The following is a 24187-nucleotide window of genomic DNA, read 5'->3' as shown; positions in this document are numbered from 1 at the left end:
GCCTCACCTTTCAATCCTTATCTGAACACCGCCGTTGCCACCCGCACTAATGTTTTTCACGCCGAACAGTATGTTCCTCGTGGATGACGTATCGGTAGTGGTTCTCTTGGGTTGTCTCTGGATTGGCGGTATGTATGCTGGAGTCGCGCTTGTACACAAGTCTTCCCACAAAACCGACAACGAAGCACCAACCACCTCACAATCGTCTCCTAGCGACTGACGCGCAATATGCACCTTTCAGCGACCAGCGGTCGTGTTAACTTAAGCATCGGTTCCAGCAGACGGCGAAAGCTCGGAGCCATGATTCTGCCGTCGTCGGCTCCGCGTTTCTAAACGTATTTGAAAACAAAGAAGTTTGACGTTTTATATTTTTAAAAACATGTTCGATAGCCTTCCAATTTCCATGGCGAGTGATTTAAAATCGGAGCGAGGTTCGTGAGAGTGCAGCTGTGAGATGTCCGCCAGCATCAACGAGAAACAGCGCATCGTCAACGTGGTGTTTCTCTCTGAGATCGCGGAGAAACATCAGCGTAAATTGTTGATTTTGGACGGAAAATACGTCACTGTGGGGAATTCGTTTGTGAGAGAATCCACGGTAGCATACAGCCAGAATCTGTCTGAGTCGATCTGAATCGCAGTCTCATCGACCGCAACGCGATTCGGGCTCGCACCGTTAGCTGGCTGTAGATCGGCCTTTTGAATCCAGTTGTGAATTGCTGTTCGACTCCGATCGACACCCAACCTCTCAAGATATTGTTTGGTATTCGAAAGTGATATCCCAGCAAAATGGAGTTGAATACCGGTTTCAATGATCTCGTGGGGTGTCCGCTCTCGCTCCACAAAACCCAAGTCAATATACTCAGTAGAGCCGGTGAGGCGGTTGTATTCGGACATAGACACTTGAATTATCGACCGCCTCGTTCTTAACTTAACACCTCCGAGACGGTGCGTTTTCAAAGTAATTCACACCCGAAAGCGGCCGCCTCAGCGGCTGGTTAGACGAAATCAACGGAGAGTTTGTGGAGCGAGGAGCAACACCGCCAGTGTTGATGAAGCTCAGTATTCAGCTTCACTTGTCTGGTTATCTCTTGTAAATACCGTTTTTTCTTGAAATATTCAGTGTTGGTCGCGTTCGATCTGCCGTGCATACTGTTTCAGCATCTTCGAAACAGAAACTGCTGACGAGTGGCTCAGATCGGTCGTCGTCGCGTGGAACCAGCGTATCTGAGCCTACCTCCTGGACACATCAGTGACCGACGTTAATCGAACGTCACCCTCCGGTGTGATCAGGGAGAGCGTCAGTCTACAGTCGGAGCGTCAGTAGGTGGTGTCCCTCCCGGAAGTTCGGGGATGGACAGGTTCACCCGCCGGAGCAGTTGCGCGTTGATGGCAACGATGACGGTGCTCAGCGACATCAGGAGCGCGCCCACAGCGGGCGACAGCAGAATCCCGATCGGAGCCAACACGCCCGCTGCAAGGGGGAGTGCGAAGACGTTGTATCCGGCCGCCCAGACGATGTTCTCCTGCATCTTCCGGTAGCTGGCCTTGCTGAGTTTCACGAGCCGAACCACATCCATCGGGTTGTTCTGGACGAGGATGACGTCCGCCGACTGGACCGCGACGTCGGTGCCACTCCCGATGGCGATTCCGACGTCGGCCCGCGTCAGCGCCGGCGCGTCGTTCACGCCGTCGCCGACCATCCCCACGAATTTGCCCTGATCCTGGAGTTCCTGGACTTTCTTATCTTTGTCCTCGGGGAGGACCTCCGCGAACACCGTGTCGATTCCCAATTCGTCGGCGACGGCGTTCGCAACGTCCTGAGAATCACCGGTCAGCATCGCCACCTCGATGCCGAGGTCGTGGAGTGCGTCGACGACGCGGTAACTCTCCTCGCGAATCACGTCGGCCATCGCGAAGGCCGCAATCAGTTCTCCGTCGCGAACGAGAAACACGACAGTCTGGGCGTTCCGTCCGGCCTCGTCGGCGAAGCGCTGGAGGTGATCGGGAACCTCGCTATCGAGTTGGGTCAACAGGTTCGGCCCGCCGACGTACACCTCGTTTCCGCCGTCGGACGAGCCCGCCGAGCCGCTGGCGAAGCCGGAGACGTCGACGTTCGCGCGGACGCCGCGACCTTTGATCGCCTCGAAGTCGGTGGCGGCAGGAACGGTCAACTCTCGCTCGGCGGCGGCCTCGCGGATAGCCCGCGCGATCATGTGTTCGGAATCGCTCTCGACGGCCGCCGCGAGCGCGAGCGCCTCGTCCTCGGTGACGTCACCGGACGAAGTCCGGTTGGCGGACGAGACGCTCTGCGTCTCGTCAACGCCGTCGACAGTCGCCATGTCGACGACGCCGTGCTCGCCCTCGGTGAGCGTCCCCGTCTTGTCGAAGATGATGGCGTCCAGATTCCGCGCCTCCTCCATCGCGATGCGGTCGCGGACGAGCATCCCGTTGCGAGCCGCGAGTGACGTGTTGATCGCGACGACCAGCGGGATGGCGAGTCCGAGCGCGTGCGGGCAGGCGATGACGAGCACCGTGACGACGCGCTCGATGACCGTCGCGTTGAACGAGACCGCGATTGTCCACGCGATCGCCGTCACGACTGCCGCCCCGAGGGCGACGTAAAACAGCCACCCGGCAGCGCGGTCGGCGAGCATCTGCGTCTTGGATTCGCTCTGTTGGGCTTCCTCGACGAGTCGCATGATGCCCGCGAGCGTCGTCTCCTCGCCCGTCGCACCGACGCGCACGCGGAGACTCCCGTCGCCGTTGATCGTTCCGCCGATGACCTCGTCGCCGGGGTCCTTCGAGACCGGTTTCGACTCGCCCGTGATCATCGACTCCTCGACGTCCGAATCGCCCTCCTCGACGATGCCGTCAGCAGGGATACTCGCGCCCGGCCGGACGAGCACGAGGTCGCCCTCGGAGAGTTCGCTCACCGGGACTTCCTCGGTGTCACCGGAATCGGTGATTCGCTCGGCAGTGTCGGGCATTAACTTCGCCAGTTCGTCGACCGCGCTCGATGCGCGGCGCACCGATCGCATCTCGATCCAGTGGCCCAGCAGCATGATGTCGATCAGCGTGACGAGTTCCCAGAAGAATGCCGACTGCGTGGGGAAGATCACGCTTGCGAGGCTGTAGACGAACGCGACGCTGATCGCCATCGAGATCAGCGTCATCATCCCCGGTGACCGGTCTTTCAGCTCCGGTACCGCCATACGGAGGAACGGAATTCCACCGTACGCGAAGACGATCACCGCGAAGACGGGGTTGATCCACTCGCTACCCGGGAACGCTGGGACGGAGAAGCCCAGCCACTCCTGCAGCATTTCGCTGTACAGGAGGACAGGGATCGACAGGAGTGTCGAGACGAAAAAGCGCCGGCGGAACATCTGTTCGTGGCCCTCGTGCATGCCGGTATGGCCCTCACCGTGCCCCTCGTGGGCATCGTGGTCATGCTCTTCGTGGGCATCGTGGTCGTGCTCTTCGCCCTCGTGTCCGACGTGCTCATGCTGCTCGGGGGGAGCCGCTTCACCCGCTGCGGCAGGGTGATCCCCCTCCTCTAGCGGCTCCCGTTCTACCCGCCGCTCGTCAGACTCGTCGCCCGCCTCACCGGAGTCGTCGGGTCCGTGCTGGTGGTGACTGTCGTTGTCCTGCTGGTTTTCCCCTCCCGTGGGGTCCTCATTTGTATCGTGGTGGTCGGTTGTATCGTGGTGATCGTCCATGGGCCATGTTCACACTCGAAGTGGATCCGCCGGCTCCCTGAATGTTCGGGCCCTGAAGCCGTGCGGCAGGGGCAGCGTGGGCAAACTCCGAGGCGAACGATGGGGCGTTCGCCTCGAAGCGTTCTGTGCTATCCACAGATTGTGGGTTCCTCAGGCGTGAGCGGTGTACCCGGCGTCTTCGACGGCCTCTACGAGGGCCGCGGCATCCGCGTTGCCGTCGACGCTCGCCCGTTCGCTCTCCCGGTCGACGGTCACGCCGGTCACGCCGGACACACCGTGAAGCGCCTCTTCGACCGTCTGTTCACAGTGACCGCAGGTCATTCCCGCTACGGTGATGGTCGTCGTCATACAGGAATACGTACGGTCCCCTCTCTTTAGCAGTTTCCCCTTTGATCAATAGGGAATAGGAGCATAGAAACTGTAGATTCGAAGGAAGGCTCGGTGGGGCCCTTTGGACAAGTGCGAGCGTCGTTTCACCATGCGCGATCTCGACGAAACCTGCCTCGGAACGCTCCAGCTACTGCTGTCGAACGCCCGACGGCCGTAGAGTGACATCGCGGATGTCGACGGTCTCTCGGCCCAGCCGTGTCGGACCGGGCTGCAAGATTGCAGGATCTGGGCGTCATCAACCGGGTCCCGGTCGATGTCGATCGTTCGCAACTCCGAGGCGGGATTCCAGTGTTGTTTGAGTAGTGACGGCACACCATGCTTTGTATTCGAAGCTTTGAACTCCCGATTGCTGAACGTCTGAAAGGGAAACTCCACTAAATAAGGGACCCGTATGTATAGATGATGAGTAAGCGAATGGGCCAGATAAATATTCAGGGGATGAGTTGTGCGAACTGTTCGCAAACCATCTCCGACGCCGTCACCTCACTGAACGGCGTCTCGGAAGCGAACATCAACTTCGCCACCGACGAGGGATCGGTAACCTATACCCCCGAGGATGTCTCGCTCGGTGAGATATTCGACGCGATCGAGGAAGCGGGTTACTCGTCAGTGACCGACTCGATCACGATCGGGATCACCGATATGTCGTGTGCGAACTGTTCGGAGACGATCCGGGACGCACTCGAAGGGACGCCGGGCGTCGTCGACGCCGACGCCAACTTCGCGACCGACGAAGCGCAGGTCACGTACAATCCGGCCGAAGCGAATCCGGGAGACTTCTACGACGCCATCGAAGACGCGGGCTACTCGCCTGTCACAGAGGACGCCGAGACCGACGATGGCTCAGGCGGCGATGCCCGAGAAGCCGCCCGACAGGAGGAGGTCCGTCGGCAACTCCGGCTGACGCTGTTCGGCGCGGTACTGTCCCTGCCCCTGCTGGTGTTCATGGTCGACCACCTGCTGTCGCTCGGACTCGTCGGAAACGAGGTCTTGGGCCTTCCGTCCGGCTGGATTATGTTCGCGCTGGCAACGCCCGTCCAGTTGGTACTCGGCAAGCCGTTCTACGAGAACTCCTACAAGGCGCTCGTCACGAACGGCCGCGCCAACATGGACGTGCTGATCGCGCTGGGCTCGACCACCGCGTACGTCTACTCCGTGGCTGTCCTGCTCGAGGCGATCGCCGGCGGGCTGTACTTCGACACGGCGGCGTTCATCCTCGTGTTCATCACGCTCGGCAACTACCTCGAGGCCCGCTCGAAGGGCCAGGCCGGGGAAGCGCTCCGGAAGCTCCTCGAGATGGAGGCGGACACCGCCACCGTCATCGACGAGGAGGGGACCGAGGAAGAGATCCCGCTCGAAGACGTCGACGTCGGCGACCGGATGAAGGTCCGTCCCGGCGAGCAGATCCCCACCGACGGCGTCGTCGTCGACGGCCAGTCGGCGGTCGACGAGTCGATGGTGACCGGCGAGTCCGTCCCCGTCGAGAAGAGCGAGGGCGACGAGGTGGTCGGGTCGACCATCAACGAGAACGGCGTGCTCGTCGTCGAGGCGACGAAGGTCGGGAAGGACACGGCGCTCCAGCAGATCGTGCAGACGGTGAAGGAGGCGCAGTCCCGCCAGCCCGACATCCAGAATCTCGCGGATCGCATCTCCGCGTACTTCGTCCCCGCAGTCATCGCGAACGCCGTCCTCTGGGCCGTCGTCTGGTCCCTGTTCCCCGCGACGCTCGCGGGTGTCGTCAACGCGCTCCCGCTGTGGGGCCTCGTCGCGGGCGGCCCCGTCGCCGCCGGCGGCGTCTCGGTGTTCGAGTTCGCGATCATCGTGTTCGCCTCGTCGGTGCTGATCGCGTGTCCCTGCGCGCTGGGCCTGGCGACGCCCGCGGCGACGATGGTCGGGACGACCCTCGGTGCCCAGAACGGCGTCCTGTTCAAGGGCGGCGACGTCCTCGAACGCGCGAAGGACGTCGACACCGTCGTCTTCGACAAGACCGGGACGCTCACGAAAGGCGAAATGGAACTGACCGACGTGGTCGTATTCGACGGCGACGGGCAACCCACGACGGACGGCGGCGACACCGCTGCCGATGGCGGACAGCTGACTGCCCGGGACCGTCGCAGCGAGGACGACGTATTGCGGCTCGCAGCCACGGCCGAGAGCGGGAGCGAACACCCGCTTGCTCGGGCTATCGTGGAAGGGGCCCAGGACCGTGGGCTCGACGTGACCGATCCCGACGACTTCGAGAACGTCCCCGGACACGGCGTCAGAGCGACCGTGGCCGTCTCCGGATTCGCCGACGGCTCGGCGGACCCGGCCGACGGTGACAGCGAGGTGCTGGTCGGCAACCGGAAGCTCCTGCGGGACAACGGCATCGACCCCTCGCCCGCCGAGGAGACGATGGAGCGCCTCGAGAACGAGGGGAAGACGGCGATGCTGGTGGCCCGCGTGCCCGCTGGCACTGACGAGGGGGAACTCGTGGGCGTCGTCGCCGACGCCGACACGGTCAAGGAGAGCGCGAAGGACGCGGTGAGCCAGCTCCGGGAGCGCGGCGTCGGCGTGATGATGATCACCGGCGACAACGAGCGGACGGCACGCGCCGTCGCCGAACAGGTCGGTATCGACCCCGAGAACGTCCGCGCGGAGGTTCTCCCCGAGGACAAGTCGGTCGCCGTGGAGTCCATTCAGGACGGCGGTCGAAAGGCGATGATGGTCGGCGACGGCGTCAACGACGCGCCCGCGCTCGCGGTCGCCTACGTCGGCACGGCCATCGGCTCGGGCACCGACGTCGCCATCGAGGCCGCCGACGTCACCCTGATGCGCGACGACCCGGTCGACGTCGTGAAGGCGATCCGCATCTCGGACGCGACGCTGCAGAAGATCAAGCAGAACCTCGTGTGGGCGCTGGGGTACAACACGGCGATGATCCCGCTGGCCTCGCTCGGCCTGCTCCAGCCCGTGCTCGCCGCCGTCGCGATGGCGTTCTCGAGCGTCTCGGTGCTGTCGAACAGTCTGCTGTTCCGCCGGTACATCCCCGACCACGACTACAAACTGCTCGGTCGCCTTCGGTGAACGTCTCCTCCCTCGGCGGAATACGGTATGTCCCGCCAGATGGGATACACGGATATCGTCGAAGCCTCTGAACTCCTCGACGACGACTCGCTGTTCACCGTCGAAGCAGTGGAGCTGAATTTTGCCCCTCTTAGCGGCGGAAGCCGAGCAATCGGAGCCCGTTCAGGGACACGAGGACAGTCGAGCCTTCGTGGCCGACCACGGCGAGGGGGAGCGGGATCCCTCGGAGCAGTATCGTGCCGACCATGAGCGCGATTGCTCCGAACGCGATGGCGAGATTGACGGTGAGCGTCCGACGGGTTTTGCGTCCGAGCCCGAGGACGTAGGGGATCTTGCTGAGATCGTCACCCATCAACACCACGTCGGCAGTGTCGAGCGCGACGTCGGTTCCAGCACCGCCCATCGCGATCCCGAGCGTCGCGGTCGCCAGCGCCGGTGCGTCGTTGACGCCGTCGCCGACCATCGCCACGTTCTCGTGCTGGGTAACCATCTCTTCGATCACTGCTACTTTCCCCTCCGGCAGCAGTTCCGCCTGTACTTCGTCGATACCGACCTCATCGGCGATCCGCTGTGCGACGCGCTCGTTGTCACCCGTCAGCATGACGATGTGCTCCACGCCGAGCGAGCGGAGCTCGTCGATCATCTCGGCACCCCCGGGACGGACCGTGTCGATGAACGCGAGCCATCCCAACACAGTGACTCCGTCTGCGTCCTCTCGGGCAACGATGACGCTCGTTTTCCCCTCGGCTTCTAGCGTCTGAAGTCGGTCGAGGCCGGGTTCGAGCCCTTCGATCGTTGCATCTTCGAGGACGGTCCCGAAGTAACTTCGATTCCCGATGTGGATAGTGCCGGCTTCGACATCGGCGCGGGCGCCTTTCCCCGCGACCGACTGAAACCGCTGCGCGTCGGGGAGGTCGAGTGCTCGTTCTTCGGCCGCCGTCACAGTCGCACGACCGAGATGGTGCTCCGAACGGGCCTGTACGGCGGCCGCGAGCGAGAGCAGTCCGTTGTCTGTCAGCGTCTCGTCCGCTGTCTCGCGGACAACGACGTCCGTCAACTGCGTATCGCCACGCGTGAGCGTGCCCGTCTTGTCGAACGCGACCGCGTCGATCTTCGCCGCCGTCTCGACGTGTTCGCCGCCCTTGAACAAGACGCCTTGCCTACCGCCGGAGGCAATTGCCGACAGCACCGCCGCCGGCGTGGAGATGATGACGGCACACGGCGAGGCGGCGACCATTAGGGTCATCCCGCGGTAGAACGTGCTGGTAAACTCGCTCCCGAACGCAAGTGGGATAGCGATCGCCGCGATCGTGAGTGCGAACACGCCGAGGACGTACGGTTGTTCGAGACGGTCGATGAGCCGCTGCGTCGGTGCCTTCTCGCTCTGGGCGCGCTCGACCATGTGGATGAGCCGGCTGATCGCCGACTCGTGGGCCTGTCGCGTGACCTCGATTTCGAGGCTGCCGCTCTCGTTGATCGTCCCGCCGAACACCTCGTCGCCGGGGTTCTTCGGCACGGGCACGGATTCACCGGTGAGCGAGGCCTGATCGACTGTCCCCTCGCCCGACATGACGACCCCGTCCAGCGGAATTCTGTCGCCGGGACGCACGACGAACACATCACCGACGGCAACCTCATCGATAGGCACCGTGACCTCCTCACCGTCGCGGAGGACCTGTGCCTCGTCCGGTCGCATCTCGACGAGGGACTTGATTGCCCGGCGCGAGCGGCCGATAGCGTAGTGCTGGAGGACGTTCGACAGCGAGAACAGGAAGAGGAGCATCGCGCCCTCGAACGGAGCCCCAATTGAAAGCGCACCGAGCGCGGCGACGATCATCAGGAGGTCGATGTCGACCGCCCGATGACGGAGTGTCTCGATCGCGCCTTTGAGCCCGTACCACCCGCCGAAGACGTATGCGACGCCGTAACCGGCCCACATGAGAAGTGTCGGACTGTCAAGCCATCCCATCATCAGGCCGGTCACCATCCCGAGCAGGGTCAGCCCTACAAACACCGCCTCTCGTCTGAGTTCCGAGCGGGAACCCACGTCGTCCGTGTCCGCATCGTCGTCGTCCTGGATCGAGACGTCCCGGTCGCGAACTGCGTCTCGAATCGTTTCTTCGGTTGTGATACCCTCGTCGTAGGTGATCCGGGCGCTTCCCGTTCGGAAGGAGACGTCGACATCGTGGACGCCGGATATAGTCCGGAGGTGTCGCTCAAGTGAGCGCGCACCCGCTTCGCCGCGACCACCTCGTCGTTCGATGCGAACAGTACACGTCGAGAGTGGCGGTGATTCAGTAACGGCCACGTTATCGGTACCTACGGTCTGGCCGGGTTTCAGGTTTTAGGGAGACCAACGAACGCTGGTCGAAGAGGTCATTCATAAAAACACGTCTTGAACCCTCAATCCAGCACTTGCTGGTATTCCACCGGTGGTGGAATCCCCACCGTTTACGGCGAGCGAGGATGCCACACCGAACTCATCCCTGCCGAGACCGACAGTTAGCCGGACTTGCGAAAGGTCCGCGTGGTGTCTCTGTCACCACGGACGACGTCGACCTCGACGAGATCCAGCGAGGTGAAGATGCGACTCCAGTCTCGGTAGTACAGGGGAGTGTCGTTGTCGACGTAGTTCACGTCGGGGTCAGACGGGGATGATTCACGTATTGGTCCCTCAATCTCCGCCGTGACGAGGATGTTGTCGGTGATTCGAGCCACCTCCTCGAAGACCCACTCGACATCGGGATGTAAGTGCTGTAGCGTTTCGACCGAGTAGACCGCGTCGAACCGTCCGTCGTCGAAGTCCTCGACGATGTCCTCTATCGGGCCGCAGTAAAACGTTCCGTCGGCGGCGAGTGCGGGATAGGTCTCCCGCATCGCGTCGAATGCCTCGGCGTTGATGTCGATTCCCGAGAGGTTCTCGAAGCCGTGGTCCGCGAGGTGTTCGAGGTGACGGCCTGAACCACACCCGAGTTCGAGGACGGTTGCGTCACGGTGGAGGTACCCGCTGAGGATATCGCGAATCAACGTACTCGTCTCATTCGGGCCGTAATATGCGTAGTACGCCGGTGAGTATTCGCCCGCCCGGTTTGTCCACGTGTTTCGGACGGAATCAGGATCCACATGTATCGATTTGGGCAAAGATGTAAAACGCCGTCGGACAGCGCTGATGCTCTCGAACGGTGATCGTGACGACTCCTGTTGCAGATCGCCGAACCAATCTAACCCGGTTGGGGTCAGTATCAAGATGTCGCTACTTAATGACGGTGAGTGTCCACGATATGCATTATGAGTACAAATGATATCACGCTCTACATCGCAACGAGTGTGGACGGCTACGTTGCTGACGCCGAGGGTAGGGTTGACTGGCTGGAAGAGTTTCAAACGGGGCCAAACGACGAGGATGTCGAGGGATTTTTTGAATTCTTCGAGACAGTGGATTGTCTCGTAATGGGTGCAACGACCTATGAACAAGTTCTCGGCTTCGGTGAGTGGCCATACGAAGACAGGCCAACGTACGTATTCACACACAGAAGCCTCTCACCCGCAACTGAAGCGGTACGCTTCGTTGACGGGGAGATAGCAGATCTTGTGTCTGAGCTCAGACAGCAATTCGACCACGTATGGGTGGTCGGCGGTGCACACCTTGCACAATCATTCCTCCGAGAGCGGGAGATCGACGTGATCCGACTGTCATTCATCCCGATTCTCCTGGGAGATGGAATACCGCTGTTCTCGGGCGAATACGACGAACAGAGACTGCGTCTGACCGACACGACTACACACGGCAGCGGAATCGTAGAACATCACTATGAGGTTGCCAACTAGGACTACACATTGCTGATTGCGCAGAGACGCTGATTCCACTCGAAGCGAACGTTATCAGCCACTCGTTTGCAGTTTCTGGGTGACCAGTTCGATAATAGTTTGAGAAACTAGTAGTTCAGCGTTTTACCTCAAAAATGGTACGTTCAGCGCTGTCCTCTCTCCACGCCGTTCGTATCTACACTCGAGGCCGAGTTTGTGACCAGATCGCTGCAGTGGACCCGCGCCATCAACGAGACATGTCGCGTCGACCACATCGTGTTTGTTACGGAGATCCGTGAAAAATCGATCTTTGAAGACGTTATTTCTCGTAGAGTCAAGCGTTATATAGTACAGATCGTTGGTTTCTGGACAGAGGTGGCGTATGGAAATATTGTTTATCATCAACTAAATTATAGTATCGACAACCGCCACGTGATGTCGACTGCGACCAGATCTTGCGATAAATCAGCGTTGTGGGTTCAGTTATGGCCGTGGATCGAATCCGATTTTTACCAGACATACCAGACATACCAGAATACGAAACAGTATTTAAAAGATATAATTCGGACAGGTAGAGCTGAAAGGTGAGCTTTATCAACAGCCGCGGTGTTGCTCGTCGCTCCACGACCCCTACGTTGATCTCGTTCAAACAGCCGTTGAATCGGTCGGGTCCGATCGCAGATCGCTTCGGGAACCACGATGGGGCGTTCACTCCGTATTCGACCCCGCGAATGTGCCGAACATCACTTATAAGCCGCCGGTGCTAGAACCGGAGCACGAGCAAGCATGATGCGTCACGACGTCGCCATCGTCGGCGGCGGCTGCGTCGGGCTCTCGGTCGCGAAGCACCTCAGCGAGCAGACCGATCTCGACGTCGCCGTCCTAGAGAAGGAACACCACCTCGCCTCCCACCAGAGCGGCCGGAACTCCGGCGTGCTCCACCCGGGATTCAACTACCCGCCGGACTCGAAGAAGGCGCGGTTCGCCACCGAGGGAACCGCCCGAATGAAGGCGTACTGTGAGGAGCACGACATCCCCTGTGAGGAGTGGGGGGTCCTCGTCGTGGCGAAAGACGACGCGGAAGAGGCGCGACTGGACGACCTCGCCGAACAGGCCGAGGCGAACGGCGTCGAGTACGAACTCCTCCGGTCCCGGGAGGCGATCAGGGAACACGAGCCTCACGCGGAGGGGCAGGCTGCCCTCTACGCCCCGGAGGCCGCGTCCGTCGATTCCGAGCAGTACGTCTACGCGCTCGCGAAGGAGGTCAAAGAGGCCGGCGTCTCGCTGTACACCGGGTACGAGGTGTCGCAGATCGAGCACGGGACGGACGGCTACTACCTGGAGACGAGCAACGGTCGGTTCGACGTGTCGTATCTCGTCAACGCCGCGGGGCTCCACGCCGACACGCTCGCGCACCAGGTCGGCGTCGGCGAGGAGTATCAGGTGGTCCCGTTCCGCGGGGAGTACTACGAGGTTCGCCCCGAGCGGGCGGGCCTCTGTCAGACGATGATCTATCCCGCGCCGAACCCAGAACTGCCGTTCCTCGGCGTCCACTACACGCGCCGCACCGACGGCAAAGTCATCGTCGGGCCGAACGCCGTGCTCGCGTTCGGCCGGGAGGCGTACGACAACACGGACGTGAATCCGCGCGAGCTGTTCGAGACGCTCACCTATCCCGGATTCCGTCGGCTGCTGTCCTCGAAACTGATGATCAAGGTGGCGGCCTCGGAGCTGAACAAGTCCTACCGCAAGGAGAAGTTCACCGAGGCCTCACAGCGGCTCGTCCCGGACGTCCGGTCGGAGGACCTCCGGAAGAGCTACGCGGGCATCCGGGCGCAACTCGTCAGCGAGGACGGCGAGCTCGTCAAGGACCCGCTGTTCGTGGAACGCGACGACGCCGTTCACATCCTCAACGCGGTGTCGCCGGGGCTGACCTCCTCGCTGCCGTTCGGCGAGCACATCGCTGAGACGCTCGCGGAAAAAGCGTAGGCGATCGCCGCGGTTCGGCGCGAACCGGAGGCCGTCTCCCTTTTTTCGCCCCAGGACGCCGTCGGATGTCATGGTTTAATGTGGTCCGTATCCAAGCGATGCCACGATCAACGTGCAGGGAGCGACGGGGCGAGAACGCACCGCATTCGACGCCGAGTGCTCCCTGTAAGGGACGAACGATGCCATCTCACACGCACGGCGACCGCACGACAGCCGCCACAGCCGGAAGTAGCGCCCCGCACGACCGATCTCGCCGACCGGCGAGACGAGGGGAGCGATGACCGCCGGTCCCGACGAACAACCGGTCGACAGCCGAATCAATGGCGACGTACCGCTCGTCGACGCCGACTCCGCTGCCGCGGCCATCGATCCGGACGCGACGGTGCTCACGAGCGGCTTCGGGAGCGTCGGCTATCCGAAGGAGATCCCGCTCGCGCTGGCGGCGTCGACTCGCGATCTGTCGTTGACGCTGGTGTCCAGCGGGAAGGTGGGCGACGAGATTGACACCGAACTCGTCGGGTCCGGTGCGGTAGAGCGGCGGTTCTCCTACCAGTCCTCGCGGATCGCCCGCGAGAAGACCGACGTTCGGGAGATCGCGTTCAGCGACCGGAACGCCTCTTCGATCGGCGACGAGGTTCAGTACGGCGGGCTCGTCGATCCCGACGTCGCCGTCGTCGAGGCGGTCGCCGTCGGCGAGGACTGGTTCGTTCCCTCCACGTCGCTCGGACAGGTCCCCGCGTTCGTCGAGGCCGCAGACGAGTTGTTCGTGGAGCTGAACCGTCACCAACCGCTCGAACTGCAGGCGCTACACGACGTCTATCGGCCCGACGCGCCGCCGGATCGGGGGCCGGTGCCGCTGTCGGATCCGGGCGAACGCATCGGCACCGCTCACGTCGAATTCGATCCCGAGAAGCTGGCGGGCGTCGTGGAGACGGACGTCGCCGACTCGACGTACACGTTCCGCGACCCCACCGCGGACGATCTCGCGATCGCCGCCAACCTCGGATCGTTCCTGAGCGGGGAGCTGGAACGGTCGTCGGTGTTCGACGACGCGATCCACCTCCAGTTCGGCGTCGGGTCGCTGGGCAACGCCCTGATGGGCGAACTGAAGGAGCTCGATTTCGGCGGCCGCGACGTCGTTTACTTCGGCGAACTCATCCAAGACGGGCTCTTCGACATGATCGACGCCGGGCGGTTGGAGTCCGCGAGCGCGACGTCGTTGGCGCTCACCGACGAGGGGCAACGGCGACTGTTCGACGACATCGAGCGGTACGCCGAGGACATCGTCCTCCGCCCGGCGGACGTCTCGAACCATCCGGGGCTCATCGACCAGTTCGGCGTCGTCGGCGTCAACAGCGCGATCGAGGTCGACATCTACGGCAACGTCAACTCGACGCACGTCGGCGGGGAGCGGATGATAAACGGCGTCGGCGGGTCGGCCGACTTCAACCGGAACTCCCTGATCACGGTGTGTGCGCTGCCGTCGACGCTGAACGACGCGCAGATATCTCGGGTCGTTCCGATGACCTTCCACGTCGACCACACCGAGCACGATATCGACATCTTCGTCACCGAACAGGGGGTCGCCGACGTGCGCGGCTGCTCGCCGGTCGAGCGAGCGGAGCGGATCATCGATCGCTGCGCGCATCCCGAGTTCGCACCGGAACTCAGGTCGTACCTCGACGACGTCTGCGAGCGCGAATATCACATCCCCCACGACGTCGAACGCGCGGCGGAGTGGTTCGAGTAGCGCGGTAAACTACCCCACCCTACTCGCTCACGGCTTCGCCGTTCGCTTCGTTGAGGGTGGGGCTTTCGCGTGGACTCCTGTTCTGGCCGCCGTCGGCGGCAGGCTCGTAATCGCCGTTCACATTCAACGTCCCGCGATTCAAGCGCACGTTTACGGGTGCGCCTCCGCCCGACGACTTTTGCGCCGAGCGGAGATACTTCAGGCCAATATTCTTCCCCGCGTTGTAGTCTGCATGGGGCGAGTATCCGCACTTCAGGCACTCGAATACGTCCTGCCCATCCGAGGTTGGACGGTTGTTCTCATGAGTGAACCCGCACTTGGAACACCGCTGGCTCGTGTACGCAGGACTCACCTGTTCGGCCGAGATCCCGACTACCGCGGCTTTGTACTCGACGTACTCGAATAGCCGTCGGAACGCCCATCCGTGGAACTTCTTGGCACGGGGCATTCGCTCACGAATTCCGGTCAGGTTCTCGAACGCAATCACGTCACAGCCATACTTGACGGCTTCCGCAACAAGTTCCTTCGAGACGGTATGTAAGAAGTGGTCGTAACGGCCCGTCTCAGTGTGTCCAATTGACTGGATGGTTTCGTGGGCGGCCCGCGTTCCACGCTGTTGGAGCGACCCGCGTCGCTTCTCGAACTCACGATGCCAGTGGTTCAACTCCGACCCGTTCCAGAATGTCCCCGTTGAGGTGACGGCGACGTTTTCGATGCCGAGGTCAACGCCGAGGACTGTGCTGTGCCCGGCGTTGCCTTCTTCGGCAGTCTCCGACTCCACGTCCGCCTTTGTTCGGATGTGAAGGTAGAACTCGCCGTCTCGGTAGTGGAGTTCTCCGCCCGTCACTTCGTACTCATTATTGAACAGGTACTCCGAGTGGGGCGTTTCGCGGCTCTCGTCTGGAAGGACGTACTCGGCCGTAATGCGGCCTTCGACGGTTGAGAGCGTCGCGTGGTCGTCGTTAAACGTCGCACACCGCTTATCGTAGACGAGTGTGTGGGCGGAAAAGTACGGTTTCCCTGCGTAGTCGCCTTGTTTCCAGCGGGCGACGACGCTTTGGACGGCGTCGGCGGCCTTGTTGCGAGCGTTCTGAACGAGATTCGCTTGTAAACGGGTCTTAGCCCGCACGTCGTCGTAGGTTTCACGTTGGAGGTCGGCTTTGCTCGTCGTTTTATACTCGCCTTGCCAGGCGTGGTCTACAACGTAGTTGGCGGCCCACAGGAACTCGGAGATAGTTTCATGGAGGAGGTCGGCGTCGCTGTCGGCCACATTGAGCTTGACAGGGACGGTACGGCGGACCTCCATCCGTATTTCAGATGTATACTCTTGTTTTTATATTAGTAACGATCCGGTGAGAAGTCCGCCGGCCATCCAACGTGGCTGGTGTAGTGCCGTGTCGGTTTCCTCTCCGACCTACTCGCTCGCTACGCTCGCTCCTTGAGGTCGGAGGCTCCACCTTGTATTACGCGGAAAGAAGAAAATCGGACCGCAGCTGCGGCTGTCAGCTCCTCACAGCAGTTCGAGGTAGAGCAGCAGCCACCAGACATAGCCGCCCGCGAGCGCGAGTGCGGTGAGCAGTTCGAGCGCGCCGACGTACTTCTCGCCGTGCGTGCTGCGGAACGCCTGCACCTTTTCGATCCGGACCCAGATCGGCATCAGCGGCTCGGGAACGATCTCACCGAGACCGCCGGCCTGCTGCATGGACTCTTCGGCGACCGCTTCGGGGGAATCGTCTGAACTCATTGGCTTGCACCTCCAAGTAGCGGCAGTTCGAGACCGCGAGCCATCACCTTCTCCGCGAAGAACACCCCGGCGAACACCGCGATTCCCGCCGCCTTTGCGACGATGCTCGGGTACGTCATGATGAGAACGCCGAGGACGGCCAACGATCCCCGTGCGAGCAGCTTACGCCCCGGGGTCAGCGCGAACGGGTAGTTCAGCCCGTAGATGATCGCCACCGCGCCGAGCAGTACGAGTGTCCCGACGAGGGCCGTGTTGAGTCCGGGGTCCATCGCGATCAATCCCGGATTGTAGACGAACGCGACCGGCAGGACGAAAAGCGGTGCGGCGATCCGGATGGCCGCCCCGCAGGTCCGCCAGAAGTTCGCCTCTGCGATCCCGGCCGCGATCACCGCCGCGGTGGCCACGGGCGGCGTGATCCCGGCGAGGATGGCGGCGTAGAACATCGTGTAGTGAGCCGTGATCGGAGCGACGTTGAAGTCGGAGACGAACGTCGGGACGATGAGGATCGCCACGATAACGTACGCGGCGACGGTCGGCATCCCGACGCCCATGAGGATGGCGACGGCCATACCCAGAAGCACCGCGAAGAGCAGCACGCCGCCGGAGATGTTGATCAGGAGCAGCGCGATCTTCGCCGGGATACCGGTCGTACTGAAGACGTTGACGACGCCGCTGATCACCACGAGAATGATCGCGATCGGCGCGAGGATGATCGCGCCGCGGCGAATGCCGTGTACCGTGTTCTTCACCTGCGCCACGAGTTCCGCGCCGAGACCGACGTCGGTTCCGTCGACGAGGCGCTGGATCGGTGGCATCAGCGTGCCGGTGATCATCATCGCGACCACCGTGTACAGCGCAGACGTCATCACGGTGTACTGTGCGACGCCGAGCAGGTAGATGAGTATCCCGAACGGCACGCCGAATCGGATCGTCTCGAAGAGTTTCTGTTTGTTCGAGAGCGTCTCATCGAAGAACTCCGAGAACTCCATTTCCTGGCTGCTGGAGTCGGAGATGGCCAAGTAGTGAACGGCGATAGAGATGGACACGACCAGAATCGCGGCCGGCATCAGGCCGGCAACGACGATGTCGAGGTACGGAACGCCGAGGTACGACGCCATGACGAACGCGGACGCGCCCATCACGGGCGGAAGCACCTGTCCCGAAGTGGAGGCGACCGCCTCGATCCCGGCCGCACGGTGGCCCTTCATCCCGGATTCCTTCATCGTCGGGATGGTGAACGATCCCGTCATCGCCGCGTTGGCGGTGTACGAGCCGTTTATCGATCCGATGACCGCGGAGGAGAGCACGGCGGTCTGTGCGACGCCCGACTCGATGTACTTCGCGGTCACGATGGCGACTCGCAGGATTAGATCGAACGCGCCGTACGCGAACAGCAGTCCGGCGTACAACAGGAACGGCGCGATCCACGAGGCCGTGATCTGCGTGAGGCTCCCGTAGAAGCCGTACAGGTCGGTGACAGTCACCTGTAGCAACGTCGCCTGATTCATACCGGCGTGACCTAGGACGCCCGGAACCGCGTTACCCCACATCGCGTACGCGAACACGCCGAGGACGAGCCCCAGGAACACGTTCCCGAACTCGCGCCAAGTGAGGTACAGAAGCGAGATGATGACGAGCCGCGCGAGCATATACTCGTGTTCGAGGGCGTATCCCTGACGTTGCAGGTACACGGCTTCGAAGTTTATCGCGAAGAACGCCGACGCGGTCATCAACGCCAGCGACGCGGGGATGAGGATAGCGCCGTCGATCCAATCGCCGTCCTTGATGGCGAGGCGCGTCTCGTTCAGCGCGTACACGGTCAAGATACCGCCCACGAACGCGGTGGCGTACTGCACCTGCGAGATGGCCTGCGTCTGGGCCCAGTAGAGCACGCCGCCCCAGAACAGCAGGGCGGCCAGCGTGACCGTCAGGTCGAGCCCTCGAAGTAACCCAGATACTGCTCCGGTTGTGTCCGATTGCGTGCTCATTGTCGTCTGTGTGTGGTGTGTGAGGCGTTCATTGGACCGGCCGTGTCCGATTGTGTGATAGTTTGCATCTGGGTATGTCCGATTGGGAATTCAATTGTTTTAAATTATTGATCGGTGCGGCGAGAGGAGAGCGAGAGGCCGGTTCCCGGCCCTTAGGAGCCGCCTTCCTGCAGGTTGTCGTCCCAGGCGTCGTTATCCTTGTAGTACTGCACCGCGCCGGGGTGAACAGGGATGTTCTCGCGGGCCGAACCGAGCATCTCGCTCGTCTCCGCGAAGTCGTTGAACTGCGCTTCGCCCTCGTTGACGACGTCGTTGTGCTCGTCGACGACGCGGCACAGCTCGTAGACGGCGTCGGCGTTGGCCTCGGGGTTGAACGTGTAGTTCACTTCGAGGTTCCAGTGGAACACTTCGTCCGTGCCGATCTCCGCGTCCGCGATGGGCCAGTCGGCGTAGCTCGTGGTGCCGGATCCTGCGCCCGCGTACATTTCGGCGGACTCGCGGAGCGCGTCCGTCGGCTCGACGTAGTGGACGTCGACACGGGAGGCGATCTCCTGAACGAATCCGGTGTACCGTACACCGGGGGTCCCGTACGCGATGGTGGCGTCGATGTTGCCCTCCTCCATCGCACCGGGGGCGGAGTCGACGCCCATGTTCTGGATATTCATCTCGTCGTAGACGTCCGCCGTCGGGTCCTGCGACCAGACGTCGAGCGTCGTCGCGCGAGTCGAGTACCCCGGCTCGGCGGGGTAGACGTTCGCGCCGGCGAGGTCGTCGAAGGTCTCGATCCCCGTGCCGTCACGGGCGACGATGTAGATGCTGTACGGGAACGCGAAAAAGCCGTAGTTCGGGATGCGGTCGACGGGCTGGTCCGCGAACGCCCCTCGCTCGTCAATAGCCTTCGACAGCGAGTTGTTGTCGGTGATACCCGCGTTGAACTGGTTGTTGGCCATCCGGCGGATGGTTCCGACGTACCCCGGGCTCTCGATCGTGGAATACTCCAGGGCGTCGCTCTCCTGACTTACCGCGCGCTCAACGGCGAGACCGACGTCCTGTGTCCCACCGGCGGACGTCCCGACGCGCAGCGAGAGGTTCTCGCTTCCGCCGTCGGACCCGTCGGACCCATCCGATCCATCGGAGCCGTCCGAGCCGTCAGACCCGTCACTGCCGTCGGAACCGTCTGAGCCGTCTGAGCCGTCCGAGCCGTCCGAGCCGTCGCCGCCATCGCCGCCCGAACAGCCAGCGAGGCCGGTGATGCCAACCGCACCTGTACCGTACAAGAACTTGCGCCGCTTGATTGAGTCTTCTGCCATGCTCAACCGTGATGAATCGGTCGATGATTAACAATCTATCTGTTTATTTCTGTTTGAACGACCGGAAATTTCCAATTCGTGAGATTCGTTCGACACGTCCCGGGAGATACTATTCCCCGAGGATCACCGTCACCGGACAGTTTGCTGAAATTACTACCGACTGGGTCGTGCTTCCGAACAGCATCTTCCCGGTGGGGCTGCGTCGTCGACCGCTCATCGTGATGTTGTCGACGTCAAGCTCCTCAGCAACTTCGAGGATCGATTCCGCCGGGTCCCCGTGCTCGCGGCGCTTGGAGACGGACACGTCCGCGGCTTCGAGGTGATTCTCGACGACGCCGACGCCGTCGGGGTAGTTCTCTTCGTCCCATACGTCCTCCGACTCGACGCGCCCGCCTTCGCCCGAGACCTGAAACTCCTCGAAGACGTTCAGAATGATCGCCTCGACTTCCGTGTCGGCGTTAGGAAGCGACGTGACCGCTTCGGCCGCCGACAGTACGTGCTCGGTGCTCCCGCCGACGGGAACGAGTACCTGATACATGTTATCACGTATCAAAACAGCGGCTAATAAATCTGCCTGCTCCGGTGTCGAGTAGGGTGACAGTCGATGCCGAGACGAATTCGAACGGTCCTCGGCTGCTACCGGCGTGTCACGGGCGCGTCGACGGTACCGATCGATTCGACGACAGCGCGCACCTCGTCGCCGGGGTCGATCGGTTCGGCTCCGGGTGTGCCGGTGCTGAACAGGTCCCCGGGTTCGAGGGTCATCACGTCCGAGTGGAACGAGACAATCTCCGACGGCGGGAACAGCATGTTCCGGATCTCGTTTTCGGCCGTGACCTCCCCGTTAACGATCGTCTGAACCGACAGCTCCGTGAGATCCACGGGCGATTCAGGGACCGCGAGCGCGTGGCCGGTCACGAGGAACGTGTCGTAGCTCTTCGCTCGCGTGAGGAACCGCGGGTTCCGCTGTAAGACGTCCTCGGCGGTCATGTCGATGACCGGGAGGAACCCGGCGACGACGTCCTCGAAGTCCGCTTCGTCGACGCCCCGACAGGTTCGCCCCATGACGACGGCGAGCTCCGCCTCGGCGGTCACGCGCTCGCTCTGGGACGTCGGCGGCAGCCGGATCGGCCCGCCGGGGGCGGCGAGCACCGACGGGGGCTTCATGAAGCTCGCCGGTTCCTCCGGGCGCTGCTCGTCGAGATCGCCGGCGTGCTCCTCGTAGTTCAGCCCGATGCCCCAGAATTTCCCGAACCGTTCGAGCGGTGCGCCGAACGTGATGTCGGCCGCCGGGACGGGATCCGCGGGGGCGTCGGCGACGTCGCCGAGCGTCCCGGCGGCGGCCCGCGGGAGCGCGTCGCGAACGCTGTCCAGTTCGGGTTCGACCGCGGCGAGCGGGACGTACCCGTCGTCGTCGCCGAGCAGCGGGTCGCCGGTCGCGGTCCGTGCGAGGTACTTCATGCCGGTCACTCCTCGCGGTCGGTCCAGAAGTCGAAGGAACGCCCGGGCGCGAAGACGTCGAGCCCGACCGCGCGCTCGTCACCGGTGTTCTCCACGCGGTGCGCCTCGTTGGACTCGAGCAGCACCGAGTCGTGTTTCTGCAGGGTGACCTCGTCGTCCTCGGTCGCGACGGTGAGCTCGCCTTCGAGACAGAGACACACCTGTTCGTTCTCGTGGTCGTGCATCGGCGAACTGTGGCCCGGCGGCTTCTCGAACCACTCGAAGGAGAACTGGTCGCTTCCCGCCATTGCGACGCGTCGCCAGCCCTCGTCCGGCTCGTACGTCTCGGCCTCGTCGAACGCAACCGGCTTCATAGGTTCGCCCCCGTCGATCCGCCGTCGATGGGCAGAGCGGTGCCGTTGACGTATCCGGACTTCGGCGACGAGAGGAACGCGACCGTGTTACCGAGTTCCATGGGGTCGCCGATCCGTTCGAGGGGATTCCCCGCCCAGTCGTCGAGCCCCTCCTCGTAGGAGTCGTAGTCGCCGCGCTCGACGGCGGCCTCGACGAGGTCGCGGATCCGGCTCGTCTCGTGCGGGCCCGGGAGCACGGCGTTGGCGCGTACCTCCGGTGCGAACTCCTTCGAGAGTGTCTTCTCCAGTCCGATGACGCTCATGCGGACCGAGTTCGACAGCACGAGGCTGTCGATGGCTTCCTTGACGCTGCGCGAGGTGATGTTGACGATCGTCCCGCCGTCGCCCTCGCTGAGGTGCGGATACGCCTCGCGGGCCAGCCGCACGACGCTCATCACGAGCAGGTCGTACGCGTGCTCCCAGTCGTCGTCGTCGGTGTCGAGGAACGCGCCCGACGGCGGTCCGCCGGCGCTCGTCACGAGGTGGTCGATCGTGCCGAACTCGTCGACGGTTCGGTCCACGAGCGCCTCGACGTCGTCGGCGTCGGTCAGGTCGCCCGCCTGGGCGACGACGTCGCCCGTCGCGACGGCCTCGACCTCGTCGAGGGCCGCGTCGAGACGCTCCTCGTCCCGGCCGTTGATGACCACGTTGACGCCTTCGCTGGCGAGCGCCTTCGCCGACGCCTTTCCGAGTCCGCTGGACGATGCCGTGACGAGGGCCGCGTTCCCGTCGATTTCTAGGTCCATGTTACACACATCCAGAGTTGGGCGTGAAAACGTTTCCATACAGGCAAGGCGACGGCCGTGGACCGGCAGGAGGTAGTCGGCGGACCTAGTCGGCGGCAGACCGGCGGGCCCGAGTCAGTGGCAGACCGGCGGGCCCGAGTCAGTGGCAGACCGGCGGGCCCGAGTCAGTGGCAGACCGGCGGGCCCGAGTCAGTGGCAGACCGGCGGGCCCGAGTCGGCGACGAACCGCGCGGTCCAGTCGTCGAACGTGAGCGTTTCGCGATCGAGGACGGTCGCCGAGTCCGGCAGATCGGGGACGACCGCGTCCGAGACGCGAAACTCCCCGAGATCCTGCGTGTTTCGGATCCAGACGACGCGTACCGTCTCCGGGTCGTAGCCACCGAGGGACGCCAACGCGGTCCGGATCGCGAACTCGTCGTCGGGCGCGACGACGGGGAGTTTCGACTTCTCGATCGACCCGCTGGTGAGCGCGTTGGCGTAGCTCTTCTTGAGGTCGAGCTGGTCGACCGTCGCCCGCCGCGTGAGGTCGGCGAGCCCGATCCCGTTGCCGTTCCCCTTCGTGGCCTTGGTGAGTCCGCGCACGTAGATGAGATCGATATCCGGCGTCTCGGGGTCGGGCGCGTTGAGCACGCGGTACCGACCGATGACGTTCGTGTCCATACCGGTCCCGGATATCTCCTTGCCGAGTTCGTCGACGACCAACAGGTCCACGTCGTCGATCGGGAGCGTCGGCATCCGTTCGTACGCGCGGTCCAGGAGGTCGGGTTCGCGGTCGAAAAACGAGCCGGCGGGCACGCCCTCGATCTGTGCGATCTCCTCCTCGAAGTTCTCGACGATCGCGATCCCGCCGAGGAGGGGCGTCTCGGCCTCGATGACCTCCAACGCGGCCGACAGCGTTTCGACGTATCCCTCTGCGATGGCCGTCGAGTGGAACGACTTCGCACCGCGCTGCTTGCCGAGTCCGACGACGGTCATCTTCGCGAGTCCGCTCTCGATCGGCCCGGAGAAGTTCGTGTGGGCCTTGACGCGATTGATGACGAGCGCGGCGTCCGCGTCGAGCGCGGCGGTCGAAAAGGACACCGTCGTCTCCGCGTCGCCGACGGTCACCGACCCCAGCGCCTCGGCGTCCATCCGCGCGTCGATCGGCGCTCCAACGCGCTCCTCGGTGACGCCGAGCGAGGCGAGGACTTCGCGCTGCCCCTCCGGCGTCGCACCGCCGTGGCTCCCCATCGCGGGGACGACGACGGGATCGAAGCCGCGTTCGCCGAGCTCGGAGACGACCGCCGCCGCGACCTCGTCGATCCGATCGATTCCGCGACTCCCGACGCCGACCGCGACGGTAGCGCCCGCCTCGAGATCGTCGAGGTCGAGCGCGTCGAGCTCGGCTCGCGCGGTTTCGGCGGGATCGGCGAGGGACTCCGACGGCGGATCGTACCGCACGCGGGCGAACTCCGGAAGCGGCTGCGGGTCGATGAGGTGGTCGACGTCGCGTCGATCGGGAAACTCCATGTGGGGTCGCTCGCGGCGACGACACAAATACTGTCGGTGTGGAGTTCCGTGAGGCGTCGTCGATCCCGCAGGTTGGATTGTCGTCGGTCTCACGGACGAGATTGTTGCCGATACAGCGGTCTTCTTGTACGCGTGTGCCGCGGCACAATTCATGGAAATCACAGAAGTCGAGTCGTTCCCGATCAAGCTGCCGCTGGAGTCGCCGGTGTCCTTCTCCAACCGGACGCTGACCTACCGGGATCACGCGATAACGTACGTGCGAACCGACACCGGACACGAGGGGGTCGGGTACTCGCTGGGCTACGAGGGGGCCGGC

17 protein-coding genes and 4 pseudogenes are annotated in these 24187 nt (G+C 62.9%); 7 read left to right on the top strand and 14 right to left on the bottom strand.

What is annotated here, in order from left to right:
- Positions 1 to 256: 256 nt before the first annotated feature.
- Positions 257 to 894, bottom strand: a pseudogene (locus ACFQEY_RS06665) (IS6 family transposase).
- A gap of 110 nt (positions 895 to 1004) precedes the next feature.
- Here ACFQEY_RS06665 and ACFQEY_RS06660 point away from each other — a divergent pair.
- Positions 1005 to 1148, top strand: a pseudogene (locus tag ACFQEY_RS06660) (IS6 family transposase); the annotation flags it as partial.
- A 150-nt stretch (positions 1149 to 1298) separates the two neighbouring features.
- Here the strand turns inward: ACFQEY_RS06660 and ACFQEY_RS06655 are convergent.
- Both ACFQEY_RS06655 and ACFQEY_RS06650 read right to left on the bottom strand, forming a co-directional pair.
- Complete coding sequence (locus ACFQEY_RS06655; protein WP_379766183.1) at positions 1299 to 3719, bottom strand: heavy metal translocating P-type ATPase; 2421 nt, start codon at positions 3717 to 3719, stop codon at positions 1299 to 1301.
- Positions 3720 to 3869: 150 nt separating this feature from the next.
- Positions 3870 to 4067 (bottom strand): heavy-metal-associated domain-containing protein, encoded by a 198-nt coding sequence (locus ACFQEY_RS06650; RefSeq protein WP_379766180.1) that lies wholly within the window; start codon positions 4065 to 4067, stop codon positions 3870 to 3872.
- A gap of 130 nt (positions 4068 to 4197) precedes the next feature.
- Between ACFQEY_RS06650 and ACFQEY_RS06645 the strand changes: the two are divergent.
- Both ACFQEY_RS06645 and ACFQEY_RS06640 read left to right on the top strand, forming a co-directional pair.
- Positions 4198 to 4409 (top strand): annotated as a pseudogene (locus ACFQEY_RS06645) (ArsR family transcriptional regulator); the annotation flags it as partial.
- A gap of 102 nt (positions 4410 to 4511) precedes the next feature.
- Positions 4512 to 7175, top strand: coding sequence for a heavy metal translocating P-type ATPase (locus ACFQEY_RS06640; protein ID WP_379766621.1), 2664 nt, complete (start codon positions 4512 to 4514; stop codon positions 7173 to 7175).
- 130 nt (positions 7176 to 7305) lie between these two features.
- Here the strand turns inward: ACFQEY_RS06640 and ACFQEY_RS06635 are convergent, their stop codons facing one another.
- Together ACFQEY_RS06635 and ACFQEY_RS06630 are read right to left on the bottom strand one after the other, a co-directional pair.
- Positions 7306 to 9483 (bottom strand): heavy metal translocating P-type ATPase, encoded by a 2178-nt coding sequence (locus ACFQEY_RS06635; protein WP_379766177.1) that lies wholly within the window; start codon positions 9481 to 9483, stop codon positions 7306 to 7308.
- A 194-nt stretch (positions 9484 to 9677) separates the two neighbouring features.
- Entirely contained in the window at positions 9678 to 10298 is a 621-nt protein-coding gene (locus ACFQEY_RS06630) for a class I SAM-dependent methyltransferase (RefSeq protein ID WP_379766173.1), read from the bottom strand.
- A gap of 165 nt (positions 10299 to 10463) precedes the next feature.
- On the opposite strand from ACFQEY_RS06630, the gene ACFQEY_RS06625 reads away from it, so the two are divergent.
- From ACFQEY_RS06625 to ACFQEY_RS06615, 3 genes are all read left to right on the top strand, one after another.
- Entirely contained in the window at positions 10464 to 11003 is a 540-nt protein-coding gene (locus ACFQEY_RS06625; protein WP_379766170.1) for a dihydrofolate reductase family protein, read from the top strand.
- 765 nt (positions 11004 to 11768) lie between these two features.
- The gene (gene lhgO, locus ACFQEY_RS06620; RefSeq protein WP_379766167.1) at positions 11769 to 12971 is read left to right on the top strand and encodes an L-2-hydroxyglutarate oxidase; all 1203 of its coding nucleotides are present in this window, start codon (positions 11769 to 11771) and stop codon (positions 12969 to 12971) included.
- Between the two features lie 277 nt (positions 12972 to 13248).
- Positions 13249 to 14721, top strand: coding sequence for an acetyl-CoA hydrolase/transferase C-terminal domain-containing protein (locus tag ACFQEY_RS06615; RefSeq protein WP_379766164.1), 1473 nt, complete (start codon positions 13249 to 13251; stop codon positions 14719 to 14721).
- Between the two features lie 19 nt (positions 14722 to 14740).
- On the opposite strand, the gene ACFQEY_RS06610 is transcribed toward ACFQEY_RS06615, so the two are convergent.
- The 9 genes from ACFQEY_RS06610 to ACFQEY_RS06570 all read right to left on the bottom strand — a co-directional run bounded on the left by ACFQEY_RS06610 (position 14741) and on the right by ACFQEY_RS06570 (position 23871).
- Complete coding sequence (locus ACFQEY_RS06610) at positions 14741 to 16027, bottom strand: RNA-guided endonuclease InsQ/TnpB family protein (protein WP_379766161.1); 1287 nt, start codon at positions 16025 to 16027, stop codon at positions 14741 to 14743.
- 204 nt (positions 16028 to 16231) lie between these two features.
- Positions 16232 to 16465, bottom strand: coding sequence for a hypothetical protein (locus ACFQEY_RS06605; RefSeq protein WP_379766158.1), 234 nt, complete (start codon positions 16463 to 16465; stop codon positions 16232 to 16234).
- Positions 16462 to 18453, bottom strand: coding sequence for a TRAP transporter permease (locus tag ACFQEY_RS06600; RefSeq protein ID WP_379766156.1), 1992 nt, complete (start codon positions 18451 to 18453; stop codon positions 16462 to 16464). Before ACFQEY_RS06600 ends, ACFQEY_RS06605 begins: the two co-directional genes overlap by 4 nt.
- A gap of 152 nt (positions 18454 to 18605) precedes the next feature.
- Positions 18606 to 19763 (bottom strand): TAXI family TRAP transporter solute-binding subunit, encoded by a 1158-nt coding sequence (locus ACFQEY_RS06595; protein ID WP_379766153.1) that lies wholly within the window; start codon positions 19761 to 19763, stop codon positions 18606 to 18608.
- Positions 19764 to 19872: 109 nt separating this feature from the next.
- A complete protein-coding gene (locus ACFQEY_RS06590; protein WP_379766150.1) occupies positions 19873 to 20301 on the bottom strand; it encodes a universal stress protein in 429 nt (142 codons plus the stop codon).
- A gap of 98 nt (positions 20302 to 20399) precedes the next feature.
- Positions 20400 to 21224 (bottom strand): fumarylacetoacetate hydrolase family protein, encoded by an 825-nt coding sequence (locus tag ACFQEY_RS06585; RefSeq protein WP_379766147.1) that lies wholly within the window; start codon positions 21222 to 21224, stop codon positions 20400 to 20402.
- A 5-nt stretch (positions 21225 to 21229) separates the two neighbouring features.
- Positions 21230 to 21577 (bottom strand): cupin domain-containing protein, encoded by a 348-nt coding sequence (locus ACFQEY_RS06580; RefSeq protein ID WP_379766144.1) that lies wholly within the window; start codon positions 21575 to 21577, stop codon positions 21230 to 21232.
- Complete coding sequence (locus ACFQEY_RS06575) at positions 21574 to 22362, bottom strand: SDR family oxidoreductase (RefSeq protein WP_379766141.1); 789 nt, start codon at positions 22360 to 22362, stop codon at positions 21574 to 21576. Before ACFQEY_RS06575 ends, ACFQEY_RS06580 begins: the two co-directional genes overlap by 4 nt.
- A gap of 189 nt (positions 22363 to 22551) precedes the next feature.
- Positions 22552 to 23871 (bottom strand): nickel pincer cofactor-dependent isomerase, group 22, encoded by a 1320-nt coding sequence (locus ACFQEY_RS06570; RefSeq protein WP_379766138.1) that lies wholly within the window; start codon positions 23869 to 23871, stop codon positions 22552 to 22554.
- A 151-nt stretch (positions 23872 to 24022) separates the two neighbouring features.
- Here ACFQEY_RS06570 and ACFQEY_RS06565 point away from each other — a divergent pair.
- Positions 24023 to 24187 (top strand): annotated as a pseudogene (locus tag ACFQEY_RS06565) (mandelate racemase/muconate lactonizing enzyme family protein); the annotation flags it as partial.

It is taken from the genome of Halorubrum trueperi (assembly GCF_042662525.1).
Lineage (GTDB): Archaea > Halobacteriota > Halobacteria > Halobacteriales > Haloferacaceae > Halorubrum > Halorubrum trueperi.
The sequence above is the reverse complement of the archived record's forward strand: the minus strand, read 5'-3'. Positions and strand labels throughout refer to the sequence as shown.